Below are 15308 nucleotides of genomic sequence, written 5' to 3' on the forward strand. Positions count from 1 at the left end.
AACAGCACTCGCCCTCCCTCGCATCATCAGCGACTACGCTCCGCCATCGCCGCTCACCGCCGGGCCCGGCGGGCGCCGCCCGGGCCCGGTCCGCCGCCGCCATCAGAAGAGGTCGTACGCCTGCTGCTGGAGGGTGCTGCCGCGGGTGTAGCGCCGGTTGGCGAGGGCGACCAGGGCGGTGCCGGTCGCGGGGCGCAGGGCGAGGAAGGCCTCCTGACCCGGGGTGGCGCCGCTGTGGAAGAGGAGCGGGCCGCTCGGCGTCGGGTGGCTGAACCAGGTGAGGGTGTGGCTCTGCCGGTGCCCCCGGCCGCGGCGCAGCACCGGCTCGCGGACCGCGCACAGCGCCTCCCCCAGCTCCGGGCAGCGGCCGGGCTCCAGCAGCGCCTCCAGATAGGTGAGCAGCTCCCCGGGTGTGGCGCGGACACCACCGGCCGCGAGGAAGGCCCCGGGCTCGAAGGCCGGAACGGCGGTGCGCCCGTCCCCGCCGTGCCCGGTGGCGTCCCCCGGCGGCCCCGCGGCGGCCCCCGGCGGCCCCGCGCCGAGGGCGGTGCCGGGCAGCCCGAGGGGCGCGAGGACCTGCTCCGCCATCAGCTCCGGGAAGGGCCGCCCGGTGAGGTGTTCCAGGGCGGGGGCGAGCAGGGCCACCCCGAAGTTCGAGTAGTGCCAGCGGCTGCCGGGCGCGCGGCGGGGGCGGCTGCGCGCGAAGGCCGCCGTCAACTGCGCGTATGTAGAGCCCTGGTAGGGGTTCCGGCGCCGGGTGAGGGCCCGCCGGTACAGCTCGCGGGGCAGCCGGGGCAGGCCGGAGGTGTGGGTGAGCAGGGTGTACGGGGTGATGGCGTCCCGGTGGCCGTGCGGCGGCGGGGGCTGCGGGAGGAGGGCGGTGAGCGGGGTGTCCAGGCCGAGGACGCCGCGGTGGGCGAGGTGGGCGAGGAGCAGCCCGGTGAAGGTCTTGGTGGCGGAGCCGATCTCGTGGCGCAGCTCGGCGCGGGGCTCCGGACCGGCGGCGCGGGCGGCGGTGCCCGCGGCGGCGAACCGGCGCTCGCCGTCCTGGGAGCAGGCGAAGACGACGTCGGGTGCGCTGACGGACCGGGCCGCGGCGAGCAGCCGCTCCGCGGTGAGGCGCGGGGTGGTCACGGGCCGGGCGGGCTGAGGGCGCTCATCGCGCGGGAGACGGCCATGGTGGAGGCGAAGAGGGCGACGATCGTGGGGTGGTGCACCGCCTCGAAGACCTCCTCGGTGTCCCCCTCGGGCATCGCGCCCCGGGCCGGCATGGCGCCCTCCGGCTGCTGGGCGGCGGCATAGCGCTGCCAGACGCCGGGGTCCAGGGCGGGCACCGGCAGGCAGGCGTCCACGACGAGGAGTTCGCCGAGCAGGTCCCAGTGCCGGGCGGCGGCCCACTCGTCGGTCCAGGCGGGCAGCCACAGGCGCAGATACTCCCCGAGCGCGGCGGGCAGCCGCTCGGGGCGGCGGCCCCAGTCGGTGAGGTGGAAGACGGTGTGGGTGACGGCGTAGGCCATGTGCGAGTCGGCGCTCCAGGGCTCCGGGGTGTGCCCGAGCCAGGTGTGCGCGGCGGCCTGTTCGGCGGAGGTGCCCGGGGTGAGTCCCGCGCGCGCCTCGAAGCGGCTGAGGCCGAGGCGGCGGTTGGGCGGCCCTTCGAGCACCTGCCAGCTGGTGGTGCGGCTGACCAGGCGGATGTGCTCCTCCAGGGCCGGGTTGCGGTAGCCCAGTTCCCGGAAGGGCACGTACAGCTCCATCGGGATCGGGGAGAAGGGCTCGTCCCGCTGGAGCCAGTTGAGCAGGGTGCCGCCGTGCAGCCCCTCGCGCCAGACGAAGTCGAGCAGGTTCTCGATCTGTACGGCCTGCTGGGATCCGGCCACGCCCTCGCGGATCAGGATCCGTCCGACCAGGCCGAGTTCGCCGATCTGCTTGAACCGCGACTTGACCAGGTCGGGCGGGGTGAGCGCGGGGTCGCCCGCCCGGAACTGCTCCCGGTGGGCGTCGAGCCAGTCCAGGGCGCCGGCTCCGACCCGGTGGAGCAGGGGTGCCAGATCGACGGTGGTCGTCACGTCGCCTCCAGGAACGATTCGGGCAGCCTCGCGGCGGGCTCCCGCGTACGGCGGCGGTGGTGGAGGGTGAGCGAGGCGGCGAGGGCGAGCACCACGGTGGCGTGGTAGCTGTGCGCGAACTCGCCGGGTGCCCGCTCGGCCAGTTCCCTGCTGTGCGGCAGGGCGCCGTCGGGGCGCTGGGCCCGCGCCAGGGTGTGCCAGGCCGCCGCGAGGCCGGGCGGCTCCTCGTCGAGGACGGCCGCCACCGCGAGGAGTTCGCCGGTCAGGTCCCAGTCCCCGGCCTCCACGGTGCAGGCGAGCCAGGCGGGCAGCCACAGCCGCAGGTGCTCGCGCACCTCGGGCGGCAGGCCCGCGGGCCGGGTGCCCCAGTCGGTGAGGTGGAAGACGTGGTGGGTGGCGGCGTACCCGGACTGGGTGGTGAAGGACCAGGGTTCCGCGAGGCCGCCGAGCCAGGTCGCCGACTGGGCGGCGGCCCGGTCCCGGTGCGGGCTGAGGCCGAGGGTGCGCTCGGCGTGCAGGACGGCGAGCGTGCGGGTGGCGTCGCGTTCGGCCAGGCGCCACTGCCGGGTGCCGGTGAGCCGCCGCACCTGGCGCTCGAAGCCCGGGTGGCGCAGGCCCGCCTCGGCGAAGGCCGCGTACATCTCCAGCGGGTAGGTGGCGAAGGGCTCCCGCCGGGCGAGGGCGGCGAGGACCTCGCCCTCGGCCGTCTCCCGCCAGGCGAAGGCGAACAGGGCGCGGGCCAGCGCCTCCCGCCTGCCGCCCGGCTCGCCGACGCAGGCGATGGTGTGGCTGAGCTGGGCGAGTTCGGCGAGGGGGCGCAGGGTGCGGTCGCGGGGGTGCGCCGGGTCGGTGGGGTCCGCGGGGAGCCGGAAGTCGGACTCCCGGTCGCGGGCCCAGCTCAGGGCGCGTACGGCGAGCTGGTCGAGGTCGGGGAGCTGGTCGGGGTCAGGGAGCTGGTCGGGGCCGCTCACCGGACCGCCCCCGCGCGCAGCAGGGCCGCGGCCCGGCAGTGCAGGAGCACCCGGGCGTCGGCGCCGCCCAGGTGGGCGGTGAACTCCAGGCCCGGGTCCAGGCCGAGCGAGGCGGGCACCTCGGGGGCGAGGGCGAGCCAGCGTCCGGCACCGGCGGCCTGGAGCCAGTCGCGGCGGCGGACCGCGCGGACGAAGCCGCGCGCCAGGTCCTCGGTGCGGCCCGCGACGGCGGCGGCGAGCGGGGAGGGCTCCGGACCGGCGAGGGCGGCGGCGGGCGCCAGGCGCCGGGTCAGCTCCTGCCAGGGTTCGGTGGCGACCCAGGAGAGGGCGGCGGCGCCGTCCACCGGCGGGGCGGGCGCCTCGGTGCCCCTCGCGCGCGCCACGGCGGCCCGCATGCCCCAGTGGTTCCACAGGCTGGAGAAGGAGGCGGCGGGCGGAAAGGCCCGCGCGGCGGCGGCCACCAGTTCGCTCTCCTCCGGCGGGCGGTCCTGCCCGAGGAGCAGCCGCGGGGCGAGTACATCGGCGCCGAGCACCCGGGCCGCGGCGAGCAGGACGGGGTCGTCGGGGCCGGTGGTCACGGAGTCCAGGACCCGCGTGCGGTCGTCCCCGCCGCCGAGGGCGGAGACGACCGCACGCGCGAGCTCCTGGACCGTCCCCGCCAGCGAGGCGGAGGCGTCGAGCTCTTCCTTCACGCCGTCAGCTCTTCTTCGGGCGCGGGGTGGGCGGCGAGAGCAGCAGCGCTCCGCCGACCAGGAGGAGTGCCGCGCACTCGGCCGAGTCGTGGAATTCGCCGTCGGCCTCCGCCGGGTTCAGCAGGGCCTCCACGTCCTCGGTCAGCTCTTCCGCGCGGACCGGGGCCGAGGTGTCGAGGGGAAGCATGTCATCAACTCCTTGTCAGAGCTGGGTCCGTGGGCCTCGGACCGGACCGTTGGGCGCGGGCTGTTCCCGCGCCTCGGCCGTCGGACGGACCGCCCGGCCACCCGGGGTCGCGCCCCTTCCAGGGGGCGCACGGGGGCAGGGGCGAACCACCGCGGAAACGCTGTACGGATCCCGCGGCTCCGGACGCCGTGTCCGGCCGGTGCGCGCATGCCGGACCCGCGCGCTCCGCGGGGGCGGGGCGGCGCGTCCTTCGGCGGTGGACACCGGGAGTTCACGAATCCCTGTGTGCTGTGCCACTTCAGGCAAACGCCATCCACCGGTCGGTGCAAGGCGAGCGGGGCCGAACCACTCCGCGGGACCAATCCCGCCGCTCTCGACAGGAGGGCCGCCGCCCCTGCCACTAGAGTGCCCCGCGCCCCCGGGCCGCGCCTCGGACCCTTTGCCCCGCGGTGCGCACGACCGCCCCGACTGCCCGCTTCACAGGCGCACTTGGCCTTTCCCTCCGAGGGGCACCGGCCCGTACGCTCCTGCTCCGGACCCGGGCCGCACGGCGCGGGGCGGAAGGTGCTCCCGGGCGGGAACCGAACGGGGCGGTTGCGGCATCCGTGGGTAACAGAGAGTGTCCGGCGGGGGCCGGGCGGTGCCGAGGGGCCGGGGGCTCGGGCACCGGACAGACGAACAGGGGGCGGGGCGGATGAGGCGGTTGCGGGAGAGACCCGGGCGTGTGGTGGGGGTGCTCGCGGCGGGGGCGCTGCTCGCCGCGGGATGCGCGGACGGCGGCGGGAGCGGGGACGGCCGGGCGAGTCGCGGACCGGCGAAGCCGCGGGGCAAGGGCGGCACCGCGAGCGCGGCTCCGGCGGCCCCCGCTCCAGCCCCCGCGCCGACGATCGAGGCGGATCCCGGAAAGCAGCCCAAGTCCCCTGCCGAGGCGCGGGAGTTGGTGCGCGAGGTGATCGCGGACCCGGCGCTCTTCGGCGGCTCGGTGGAGCAGGCGCGGCCCTACGAGAGCGATCCGGCCACCTGGTCGGTGCTCGGCGGCGACTGCGTCTGGGCGCGCGAGCCGCTGCCGAATGACGTACTGGCCACCCTCACCCGGCACTTCGTACTGCCCGCGGCGAAGGGCAAGGGGCCGCTGCGGCTGAGCGCGACGGTCACCGTGCACCCGACCGTGCTCGACGCTGCCTGGGAGCAGGCGGGGATGCTGGAGGAGGCGATCGGCTGCTCCGAACAGACCCTGCGCCAGGGCGAGAAGCTCTCGAAGCTGGTGTCCACCGCCTACGCCTGGGGCGAGGGCGGCAACGCCTACGCCGAGGACTCCCTGATCGAGCTGGGCGAGTGCACCACCGAGGGGCAGGGCGGCCCCTATCCGTACCAGTGGCAGCAGGCCACCTTCGGTCCGGTGGTGGTGAGCGTCTCCGCTTGCGCGGGCGAGGGCTGGGACAAGCGGGAGACGATGGCGGCGGCCCAACAGCCGGTGCCCCGGATGCTGTTGCGCGCGGAGAAGGCGATCGGCCGGCCGGTCGAGTCCAAGTCCGGCTCGTCCAAGGGGAGTTCGTGATGGAGCGGTTGCTTCCCGCGGATCCCTCGCACTGGGGCGGGCACCGGCTGCTCGGGCGGCTCGGCTCCGGCGGCATGGGCGTGGTCTATCTGGCCCGCACCCCCTCGGGCGAGCTGGCCGCGGTCAAGGTGATCCAGCCCGAGTACGCCGAGGAGCCGGAGTTCCGGGCCCGGTTCGCCCGCGAGGTGACCGCCGCCCGGCAGGTGGACAGCCCCTGGGTGGTACGGGTGCTCGGCGCCGACACCGAGGCGGCGGCGCCCTGGCTGGCGACGGCCTATGTGCCCGGCCCCTCGCTGGCCGAGGCGGTCACGGCGTACGGCCGGCTCCCCTCCCGGGCCGTGCGGTTGCTCGGCAAGGTGCTGGCGCGGGCGCTCGGCGCGGTGCACGCGGCGGGGCTCGCGCACCGCGATGTGAAGCCCGGCAACGTCCTGCTCGCCCTGGACGGCCCCCGGCTGATCGACTTCGGCATCGCCCGCCGCACCACCGGCGAGGAGACCGCGCTGACCGCGGCGAGCGTGGTGGTGGGCACCCCCGGCTACCTCTCCCCCGAGCAGGCCAGGGCCGGCCGGGCCGGGCCGGCGAGCGATGTGTTCTCCCTCGGCTGCGTCCTCGCCTACGCGGCCACCGGGCAGCCGCCCTTCGGCACCGGCGAGAGCGGCGCGCTGCTCTACCGCACGGTCCACGACGAGCCGGACCTCTCGGCCGTCGAGGACGAGGCGCTGCGCGCGCTGCTGCGCCGCTGCCTGGCCAAGGACCCCGAACTGCGGGCCACCGCGGCCGAGTTGGACACGGCACTGATCGAGGACTCGGTGCGGCCCGGCATCGACTGGCTGCCGGACAGCGTGGTGCGGATGGTCTCCGACCGGGCCGCCGAACTCCTCGCGCTGCCGGGTGTCGAGGCCACCGAGGTACCGGCCGCGCCCGCCCCGCCCGGACGCCGCCGTTTCCTCGCCCTCGGCACCGGTGCGGCCCTGCTCGCCACCGGGGGCGGCGCCGGGGCGTGGGCGCTGCTGCGGGACGGCGACGACGGCGCAGCCCCGGCCGGGCGGCGCTGGGTGCTCGGGGTGCAGGCCGATCTGTCCGGCCCCGACAAGGCCTGGGGGCGCACCCAGGAGCAGGCGGCCCGGCTCGCCGTGGAGCAGTTCAACTCCCGTACGGACAAGGCCTTCACGCTCAGCCTGCGGGTGGCCGACGACCGCGGCGAGGCGGCGCGGGCGCGGGAGGTGGCCAAGAAGCTGGCCGGGGACCGGGACGTGCTGGCGGTCCTCGGGCCGACCTCCGCGGTCTCCGCCCCGGCGGTGGAGGCCTACGAGGGTGCCCGGCTCCCGCTGGTCTCGGTCTCCGAGCTGTCCGTCTCGGGGGCGACCTCGGCGCTGATGGGTCAGGCGCGGTACTACTTCCGGGCCGCGCCGATGACCTCGTACACGCCCTTCGGCACCGCGCTGGCGCTGGTGATGCAGCGGGCCTCGAAGCTGGGCATGCTGGTGGACCGGGCCGGGCGGCTGCTCGGCTGGGAGCCCGCGCAGCTGCTCCACGGGGCGGGGCGCATCGCGCAGTTGGAGATCCTGGACCGGGTGGTGCCCGCGGTGGTCACCGCACTCGACCCGGTGGCGCGGGACATCCTCGGCCGCGGCGCCGACAGCTTCTACTACTCCGGCACCGCCGAACGCGCCGCCGCCGTCGCCCGGCTGCTGCACCGGGAGGGCTTCACCGGACCCCGCTTCCTCGACCCCTTCTCGGCGACCGCCGCCTTCACCGAGGCCGCGGGCGAGGCCGCCGAGGGCTGGCAGACGGTGGTCTCCTACTCGGACCCCGGCGCCAAGGCGGCGCGCGCCTTCGCCGCCGCCTACCGGAAGCGCTACGGGAAGGCGCCGGGCGTCTGGGCGGTGGAGGCCTACGACAGCGCGCGCCTGGTCATCGACCGGCTCGCCGCGCTCGCGGGCGCCGAGGCGCGCCGCCCCGGCGGTGAACGGCTCGCCGAGGCGCTGCGCAAGGCCGAGTTCACGGCGATCAACGGCACGTACACCTTCGACGAGAGCCTCGCGCTCGACGCCCAGCGGGTGTACCGCTACGAGGTGCGCGGCGGCCGCTTCCGCTACACCGGTCCGCTGACCGTCGGCGGGGTCTGAGGAGGGCGCGGGGATGCGGGCACTGCGGCACCAGGACCCCGAGGAGGTGGGCGGCCACCGGCTGCTCGCGCGGCTCGGGGCGGGCGGCATGGGCGTGGTCTATCTGGCCCGCGCGGGCGGCGGCGCCCTGGTGGCGCTGAAGGTGATCCGCGCCGAGTACGCCGCCGACCCGGACTTCCGCGCCCGGTTCCGGCGCGAGGCGGGCCTCGCCGGGCGGCTCTCGGGCCGCTGGACGGTGCCGGTGCGGGCGGCCGACGCCGAGGCCGCCGAGCCGTGGCTGGCCACCGACTTCGTCCCCGGGCCCTCGCTCGCGGAGGCGGTGGCCGGGTACGGACCGCTGCCCGCGCCCGCGGTGCTCGGCCTCGGCGCCCGGCTCGCCGAGGCCCTGGCCGAGGTGCACGCGGCGGGCCTGGTGCACCGGGACGTGAAGCCGGGCAATGTGCTGCTCACCCGGGACGGGCCGCGCCTGATCGACTTCGGTATCGCCCGCGGCGGCGGCACCACCGCGCTGACCGCGGCGGACGCCGTGATCGGCACGCCCGGCTACCTCTCCCCCGAGCAGACCCGGATGCACGGCGGCGAGGTCGGCCCGGCGAGCGATCTCTTCTCGCTCGGCTGCGTGCTCGCCCACGCGGCCACCGGGCGGGCGCCGTTCGGCGGCGGGGACGCGGTGGCGGTGCTCTACCGCACCCTGCACGAGGCCCCCGACCTCGACGGACTCGGGCGGCTGCCGCCCGCGGCCCGCGCGCTGATCGAGGGCTGCCTGTCCCGGGAGCCCGGCGCCCGGCCCACCGCCGAGCGGCTGCGCGCCGGACTGGCCGCGCTCGGCGGCACGGCCGACCCGCGCGGCCAAGGCGGCTGGGGCGCGGTGGCTCCGGGGCCCGGCGACGACTGGCTGCCCCCGGCCCTGCTGCGCCTGGTCGCCGAGCGTGCGGCCCGCGCCCTCGACCCGCCGCCCCGGCTCGCGGCACCGGAGGGCGCCCCGGCGGACCCGGCGCCCACGACCGCCGAGGTCGCCCCGGCCGGGCCCGCCCGGCGCCGGTTCCTGGTGGTGGGCGGTGCGGCGGCCGCGGTGCTCGCCGCGGGCGGGGCCGGTGCCGCCGTGCTCGCGGCCCGCGGCTCCTCCTCGGCGGCGGACGGCCGCCCGGTCCGTCTGCTCGGCCTGCACGCCGAGTCGACCGGCGAACTGGGCGCCACCGGGCGGGCGTTGGAGCACGGGGCCCGGCTCGCCGTGGAGGCGCACAACGCCCGTACGGACTCGCCCTTCCGCTTGGCCCTGAAGCGGGTCGGCGACGGCAGCGCGGCGCGGGCCCGCGCGGGCGCCGAGGCGCTGCTCGCCGCGGACCCGCCGGTGGTCGCGGTCCTCGGCCTCGCCACCGCCGAGGCGCTGAAGGCGGCGGCCCCGCTCTACGACCGGGCCGGGACCGCGATGGTCCTGGTCTCCTACGACGGCGGCGCCGTCTCCCCCGCCGAGCAGCGCACCCTCTGCGTGACCCGGGCGACCGGGGCGATGGCGGCCATCCCGCTGCTCTCCTATCTGACCCGGGTACGGGAGGTGAGCCGGACCGCGGTCGTCCAGGACCTCTCCGGCGGCGCGGCGGCCGAGCAGTTGGCCCGGGACCTGCGCGAGTCCCCGCCCTCCGAGGGCACCACGCGCGTCCACCAAGTCCGCGCGGACCAGCGGGACTTCGGCGCGGTCACCGCCGCTGCCCTGGCCGGCCAGCCCGGTGCGGTGGTCTACGCCGGGGCGTCCCCCGAGCGTGCCGCGGCCCTCGCCCGGGAGCTGGCCGCCGCGGGGTACACCGGGGTGCGCGCCGCCACCGAGCCGGTGCTGCGGCCCGCCTTCCTGGACGCGGCGGGCGGGGCCGCGCGGGACTGGGTGATCGCCGCCCCGTACACCGACGCCGCCGCCGGACTGACCGCGGCGGCCCGGGAGTTCGGCGCGGCCCACCGGAGGCGCTACGGCGGGCCGCCGCCCCGTTGGTCCGCCGAGGCCTACGACGCGGTGGGCCTGCTCGCCCAGGGCCTCGGCCGCCTCGACGGCTCCCGCGTCGAGCCGCGGGCGCTCGCGGACACCCTCTTCGGCCTGAGCCACCAGGGCGTCGCCAAGACCCTCAGCTTCGCCGCCGACAACACCCGCACCCTCACCTGGAAGAACACCGGCTTCCTCTACCAGGTCCGCGAGGGCGCCTTCCGCTTCCTCGGCCGCTACGACCAGGTGCGGGACTGAGGGGTCCGCGCACCGGTTCCGGTCGGCGGCCCGTAGCGGCCCCGAGGGCGCCCGGCCCGGCACCCGTGCCCGGGGAACGGGCAGCGAACGGGCAGCGCCAAGGCCCCAAAAGGGCGCCCGCCCGCTGCCCGTTCGGCCCGAGGCACTGCTCATCGCGGGGCCCGGGGCGCTGCAAACGGGCAGAACCGGGCACCGTCCGCGTTGCGCGGTGTCTGTTCGGGCAGGCCGGGGCACAGTAGAACTTCCCTCACGAGTCCGAACGGGCACCCCTGGCCACGGCCGGGCTCCCCGGCGGCGGCGAAGGCGAGGTGAGGACCGGCATGGCGGCACTGGGCACGGACGAGCGCAGACGGCGCATCGTGCAGGCGGCGCGGGAGGCCGGCTCGGTGGATGTCACCGAGCTGGCGGCCCAGCTGAACGTGGCGAAGGAGACCGTCCGGCGCGATCTGCGCGTACTGGAGGACCACGGCCTGGTCCGGCGGACCCACGGCGGGGCCTATCCGGTGGAGAGCGCGGGCTACGAGACGACGCTCGCGCACCGCACCACCATGCACGTACCGGAGAAGCGGCGGATCGCGGCGGCGGCCGTGGAACTGCTCGGTGACGCGGAGACGGTCTTCGTGGACGAGGGCTTCACCCCGCAGCTCATCGCGGAGGCGCTGCCCACCGACCGGCCGCTGACGGTGGTGACCGCCTCCCTCGCCACCGCCTCGGCGCTGGCCCGGCACGAGAAGACGGTGGTGCTGCTGCTCGGCGGCCGGGTCCGCCCGGGCACGCTGGCCACCGTGGACCACTGGACCACGCAGATGCTCTCCGGCTTCGTCATCGACCTGGCCTTCATCGGCGCCAACGGCATCTCCCGGGAGCACGGGCTCACCACTCCCGATCCGGCCGTCGGCGGGGTGAAGGCGGAGGCGGTACGGGTCGCGCGCCGCCTGGTCTTCGCCGGGAGCCACACCAAATTCGGGGCGGTGAGCTTCTGCCGCTTCGCCTCGGTGGGCGATCTGGAGGCCATCGTCACCAGCACCGCCCTGCCCGCCGCCGAGGCGCACCGCTACGCGCTGCTCGGCCCGCAGGTCGTCCGCGCCTGAGCCGCCCGCGGACCCCGCGCCCCGCCCGCCCCGCACCATCGAACTGTCCCCCTGTGCCCTTGTTGTGCACGCGTTTCCCCTGGAGCCTTCATGCGAACACCGAGCCGACGAAGGCCGCGTACGGTGGCCGCCCTCGCCGCGGGGGCACTGCTCCCGCTCTCGCTGACCGGGTGCTGGAAGGGAGCCGCCGGTTCGGGCGGCGACTCCCTGAACGTCCTCATGGTCAACAACCCGCAGATGCAGGAGCTGCGCAAACTGACCGCCGCCCACTTCACCAAGGAGACCGGCATCAAGGTGAGCTTCACCGTGCTGCCGGAAAACGATGTCCGCGACAAGATCAGCCAGGACTTCGCCAACCAGGCCGGGCAGTACGACGTGGCCACCCTCAGCAACTACGAGATACCCATCTACGCCCGCAACGGCTGGCTGCGCCCGCTGGACACCTATGAGGCGAAGGACACCGCCTTCGACCGCGAGGACATCCTCGCGCCGATCCGGCAGTCGCTGCGCGGCGAGGACGGCAAGGTCTACGGCGAGCCCTTCTACGGCGAGTCCTCGTTCCTGATGTACCGCAAGGACGTCTTCGAGAAGCAGAACCTCGAGATGCCCGCGCACCCCACCTGGAAGCAGGTGGCCGCCCTCGCCGCGAAGGCGGACGGCTCCCAGCCCGGCATGAAGGGCATCTGCCTGCGCGGACTGCCCGGCTGGGGCGAGCTGACCGCCCCGCTGACCACCGTGGTGAACACCTTCGGCGGCACCTGGTTCGACAAGGGCTGGAAGGCGCGCCTCGACTCCCCGGAGTTCGCCAAGGCGACCAAGTTCTACGTGGACCTGGTGCGCGAGCACGGCGAGGCGGGCGCCGCCCAGTCCGGCTACGCCGAGTGCCTCAACAACATGACCCAGGGCAAGAGCGCCATGTGGTACGACGCCACCGCGGGCGCCGGCTCCCTGGAGGCCAAGGGCTCCCCGGTGAAGGGCAAGATCGGCTACGTCCCCGCGCCGGTGGAGCGCACCAAGGGCTCCGGCTGGCTCTACTCCTGGGCCTGGGGCGTCCAGAAGGCCTCGCCCAAGGCGGACAAGGCCTGGAAGTTCCTCTCCTGGGCCTCCGGCAAGAAGTACGAGCGCCTGGTCGGCGAACGCTTCGGCTGGGCCAACGTGCCCGCGGGTAAGCGCAGTTCGACGTACGAGATCCCCGAGTACCGCAAGGAGGCGGCCGCCTTCCAGTCGGTGACCCGAGAGGCCATCCAGGGCGCGCGGCCCACCGACCCCGGGGTGCAGCCCCGCCCGGCGCCCGGCATCCAGTTCGTCGGGATCCCCGAGTTCACCGACCTCGGTCTGAAGGTCTCCCAGGAGATCAGCGAGGCCATCGCCGGACGCCAGTCGGTGGACTCGGCCCTTGAGACCTCACAGGGACTCGCCGAGAAGATCTCCGAGGAGTACGAGGGACGATGAGTGCGCTGACCAACACCCCCGCCCCGGCCGCCGTCGCCGGGCCCCCGGCACCCGAGGCCTCGGCCCGTCAGCGGCGGCTGCGCGCCTGGGCCACCAGGGCGCCGCTGCTCCCGGCCCTGATCTTCATGATCGTGATCACCCAACTGCCCTTCGTGGCCACGGTGTTCATCTCCTTCATGGACTGGAACGCGCTCTACCCGGACGCCCGCCACTTCGCCGGATTCGAGAACTACCGCGAGGTGCTGAGCGACGAGGCGCTGCGCCGCTCGGTGCTGACCACCGTGCTGCTCACGGTGACCGTGGTCCTGGTGAGCCTGGTCCTCGGCCTCGTGCTCGCCCTGCTGCTCAACCGGCGCTTCCCCGGCCGCGGCCTCGCCCGCACCCTGCTCATCGCGCCCTTCCTCCTGGTGCCGGTGGCCGCCGCCCTGCTGTGGAAGCACGTGCTCTTCAACCCCGAGTACGGACTGCTCAACGGGCTGCTGAACTGGGTCTTCGGGGACGGGGCCGCGCAGCCCCAGTGGGTGACCGACCATCCGCTGCCCGCCGTGGAGGCGGCGCTGATCTGGCAGTGGACGCCGTTCATGATGCTGATCCTGCTCGCCGGTCTGCAGAGCATGTCCGCCGAGCAGATCGAGGCCGCCCGGATCGACGGCGCGGGCAACTGGCAGATCTTCCGCCATCTGACGCTGCCGCATCTGCGCCGCTACCTCGAACTGGGCACCCTGCTCGGCTCGGTGTACATCGTGCAGAACTTCGACGCGGTGTTCACCATCACCTCCGGCGGCCTGGACACCGCCAACCTGCCCTACACCGTCTACCAGACCTTCTACCAGGCCCATGAGAACGGCCTCGCCTCCGCGGCCGGGGTGCTCGTGGTCATCGGCTCCCTGATCCTCGCGACCTTCGCCCTGCGCGTGGTCTCGTCCCTCTTCCGTGAGGAGGTGGCGCGCTGATGAGCGCCACGGCAACCGCCCCCGACGGCGCCGCCCGCGCCCGCTCCGCCCGCACCCGGCAGGGCCTGCTCTCCCTGGTCACCTGGGCCCTCTCGCTGGCCTTCTTCCTGCCGATCGCCTGGATGGTGCTGACCTCCTTCCACTCCGAGAGCGACGCGGCCACCAATCCGCCCTCGCTCGCGGCCTCGCTCACCCTGGACGGCTACCGGGACTTCTTCGGCGCGGACGGCGGCGCGAGCCCCTGGCCCTCGCTGCTCAACTCCCTTGTCGCCTCGGGTGGTTCGACCCTGCTGGTCCTGGTCCTCGCGCTGCCCGCCGCGTACGCGCTCTCCATCCGCCGGGTGGAGAAGTGGACCGACGTGCTCTTCTTCTTCCTGTCCACCAAGATGCTGCCGGTGGTCGCCGGACTGCTGCCGGTCTACCTCTTCGCCCGGGACGCAGGGCTGCTCGACAACATCTGGGTGCTCGTCCTGCTGTACACCTCGATGAACCTGCCGATCGCGGTGTGGATGATGCAGTCCTTCCTCGCCGAGGTGCCGGTCGCCGTCATCGAGGCCGCGCAGATCGACGGCGCCCGGCTGCCGACCGTGCTCAGCAGGGTGGTGGCGCCCATCGCCGCGCCCGGCATCGCCGCCACCTCGCTGATCTGCTTCATCTTCTCCTGGAACGAGATGCTCTTCGCCCGGGTCCTGACCGGCGTCACCGCCCAGACCGCCCCGGTCATGCTGACCACCTTCATCACCAGCCAGGGCCTGTTCCTGGCGAAGGTGTGCGCCGCCTCCCTCATGATCTCCCTGCCGGTGCTCGCCGCGGGGTTCGCCGCCCAGGACAAACTGGTCCAGGGCCTGTCCCTTGGAGCTGTCAAGTGAAGGCCGCAGTCATCGAGTCCGTCGGGAAGGTCACCGTCGCGGAGGTCCCCGACCCCACCCCCGGGCCGCGCGAGGTCGTGGTGGAGGTCGCCGCCTGCGGGCTGTGCGGCACCGATCTGCACATCCTCCAGGGCGAGTTCGCACCGACCCTGCCGGTGGTGCCCGGTCACGAGTTCGCCGGGCGGGTGGTGGGGCTCGGCTCCGAGGTCACCACCCTGACCGCGGGCGACCGGGTCGCCGTGGACCCCTCCCTGTACTGCTACGAGTGCCGCTACTGCCGTACCGGCCACAACAACCTCTGCGAGCGCTGGGCCGCCATCGGCGTCACCACCGCGGGCGGCGCCGCCCAGTACGCGGTGGCCCCCGCCGCCAACTGCGTCCGCCTGCCCGACCACATCCGCACCGAGGACGCCGCCCTGATCGAGCCGCTGTCCTGCGCGGTACGCGGCTACGACGTCCTGAAGTCCCAGCTCGGCTCGCGTGTCCTCATCTACGGCTCGGGCACCATGGGCCTGATGATGCTGGAGCTGGCCAAGCGCACCGGCGCCGCCGCCGTGGACATGGTCGACCTCAACCCGGAGCGGCTCGCCACCGCCCGTACCCTCGGCTGCTCGGCCGCCGCCGCGGGCGCCGACGAGTTCGACCGGCCCGGCGGCTGGGACCTGGTCGTCGACGCCACCGGCAACGCCAACGCCATCCAGGACGGCCTCGGCCGGGTGGCGCGGGCCGGGACCTTCCTGCAGTTCGGGGTGGCCGACTACGCCACCACCGCCACCATCGAGCCGTACAAGATCTACAACCAGGAGATCACCATCACCGGCTCGATGGCGGTGCTGCACAGCTACGAACGCGCCGCGGAGCTCTTCGCCGCCGGCGTGCTCGACCCGGAGGTGTTCATCAGCGACCGGCTCCCCCTGGAGCAGTACCCGGCGGCCCTGGAGCGCTTCGCCTCCGGCAAGGGTCGCAAGATCGTGGTCACCCCGGGTAGTTGAGGACCGGGGCACGGCCTTCGTACGGTACGGGCGGACGGGCGCCGGACCCCGTCCGCCCGCGGTGCCGACGTGCCGGGGCCCGCAGTGACCGCAAGCCCGCTCAGCACACGGAGGCGTG

Annotated in this window: 13 protein-coding genes; 8 read left to right on the forward strand and 5 right to left on the reverse strand. The window is 75.2% G+C overall.

All coding sequences use genetic code 11. The annotated features are described in order from the left end of the window. Positions 1 to 102 precede the first annotated feature (102 nt). From HFV08_RS28610 to HFV08_RS28630, 5 genes are read right to left on the reverse strand one after another with little or no spacing between them, the layout of a single operon-like run. Positions 103 to 1134 carry a serine hydrolase domain-containing protein gene (locus tag HFV08_RS28610; RefSeq protein WP_168543355.1) on the reverse strand — a complete coding sequence of 344 codons (1032 nt, stop codon included), beginning with the start codon at positions 1132 to 1134 and terminating at the stop codon, positions 103 to 105. Further along, the gene (locus HFV08_RS28615; protein ID WP_168543357.1) at positions 1131 to 2066 is read right to left on the reverse strand and encodes a DUF6895 family protein; all 936 of its coding nucleotides are present in this window, start codon (positions 2064 to 2066) and stop codon (positions 1131 to 1133) included. The genes HFV08_RS28610 and HFV08_RS28615 overlap by 4 nt, the downstream gene beginning before the upstream one ends. Next, on the reverse strand, positions 2063 to 3037 hold the full coding sequence (locus HFV08_RS28620) for a DUF6895 family protein (RefSeq protein ID WP_168543359.1): 975 nt from the start codon (positions 3035 to 3037) through the stop codon (positions 2063 to 2065). Before HFV08_RS28620 ends, HFV08_RS28615 begins: the two co-directional genes overlap by 4 nt. After that, entirely contained in the window at positions 3034 to 3729 is a 696-nt protein-coding gene (locus tag HFV08_RS28625) for a hypothetical protein (protein WP_168543360.1), read from the reverse strand. Before HFV08_RS28625 ends, HFV08_RS28620 begins: the two co-directional genes overlap by 4 nt. A gap of 4 nt (positions 3730 to 3733) precedes the next feature. Next, entirely contained in the window at positions 3734 to 3916 is a 183-nt protein-coding gene (locus HFV08_RS28630) for a hypothetical protein (RefSeq protein WP_168543361.1), read from the reverse strand. Positions 3917 to 4640: 724 nt separating this feature from the next. Here HFV08_RS28630 and HFV08_RS28635 point away from each other — a divergent pair. The 8 genes from HFV08_RS28635 to HFV08_RS28670 all read left to right on the forward strand — a co-directional run bounded on the left by HFV08_RS28635 (position 4641) and on the right by HFV08_RS28670 (position 15190). Then, positions 4641 to 5474, forward strand: a complete 834-nt coding sequence (locus HFV08_RS28635) for a hypothetical protein (RefSeq protein ID WP_168543363.1) — start codon at positions 4641 to 4643, stop codon at positions 5472 to 5474. Next, positions 5474 to 7603 carry a bifunctional serine/threonine-protein kinase/ABC transporter substrate-binding protein gene (locus HFV08_RS28640; protein WP_168543365.1) on the forward strand — a complete coding sequence of 710 codons (2130 nt, stop codon included), beginning with the start codon at positions 5474 to 5476 and terminating at the stop codon, positions 7601 to 7603. The genes HFV08_RS28635 and HFV08_RS28640 overlap by 1 nt, the downstream gene beginning before the upstream one ends. A 13-nt stretch (positions 7604 to 7616) precedes the next feature. Then, positions 7617 to 9833 (forward strand): bifunctional serine/threonine-protein kinase/ABC transporter substrate-binding protein, encoded by a 2217-nt coding sequence (locus HFV08_RS28645; RefSeq protein WP_168543367.1) that lies wholly within the window; start codon positions 7617 to 7619, stop codon positions 9831 to 9833. A gap of 320 nt (positions 9834 to 10153) precedes the next feature. Next, positions 10154 to 10924: a DeoR/GlpR family DNA-binding transcription regulator gene (locus HFV08_RS28650; protein WP_168543369.1), complete on the forward strand. Its 771-nt coding sequence runs from the start codon at positions 10154 to 10156 to the stop codon at positions 10922 to 10924. Positions 10925 to 11014: 90 nt separating this feature from the next. After that, complete coding sequence (locus HFV08_RS28655) at positions 11015 to 12376, forward strand: ABC transporter substrate-binding protein (RefSeq protein ID WP_168543371.1); 1362 nt, start codon at positions 11015 to 11017, stop codon at positions 12374 to 12376. Next, positions 12373 to 13329 (forward strand): carbohydrate ABC transporter permease, encoded by a 957-nt coding sequence (locus tag HFV08_RS28660; RefSeq protein WP_168543373.1) that lies wholly within the window; start codon positions 12373 to 12375, stop codon positions 13327 to 13329. Before HFV08_RS28655 ends, HFV08_RS28660 begins: the two co-directional genes overlap by 4 nt. Next, positions 13329 to 14198, forward strand: coding sequence for a carbohydrate ABC transporter permease (locus tag HFV08_RS28665; RefSeq protein ID WP_168543375.1), 870 nt, complete (start codon positions 13329 to 13331; stop codon positions 14196 to 14198). The genes HFV08_RS28660 and HFV08_RS28665 overlap by 1 nt, the downstream gene beginning before the upstream one ends. Next, the gene (locus HFV08_RS28670) at positions 14195 to 15190 is read left to right on the forward strand and encodes a zinc-dependent alcohol dehydrogenase family protein (RefSeq protein WP_168543377.1); all 996 of its coding nucleotides are present in this window, start codon (positions 14195 to 14197) and stop codon (positions 15188 to 15190) included. Before HFV08_RS28665 ends, HFV08_RS28670 begins: the two co-directional genes overlap by 4 nt. Positions 15191 to 15308 lie beyond the last annotated feature (118 nt).

Source organism: Streptomyces physcomitrii (assembly GCF_012273655.1).
Lineage (GTDB): Bacteria > Actinomycetota > Actinomycetes > Streptomycetales > Streptomycetaceae > Streptomyces > Streptomyces physcomitrii.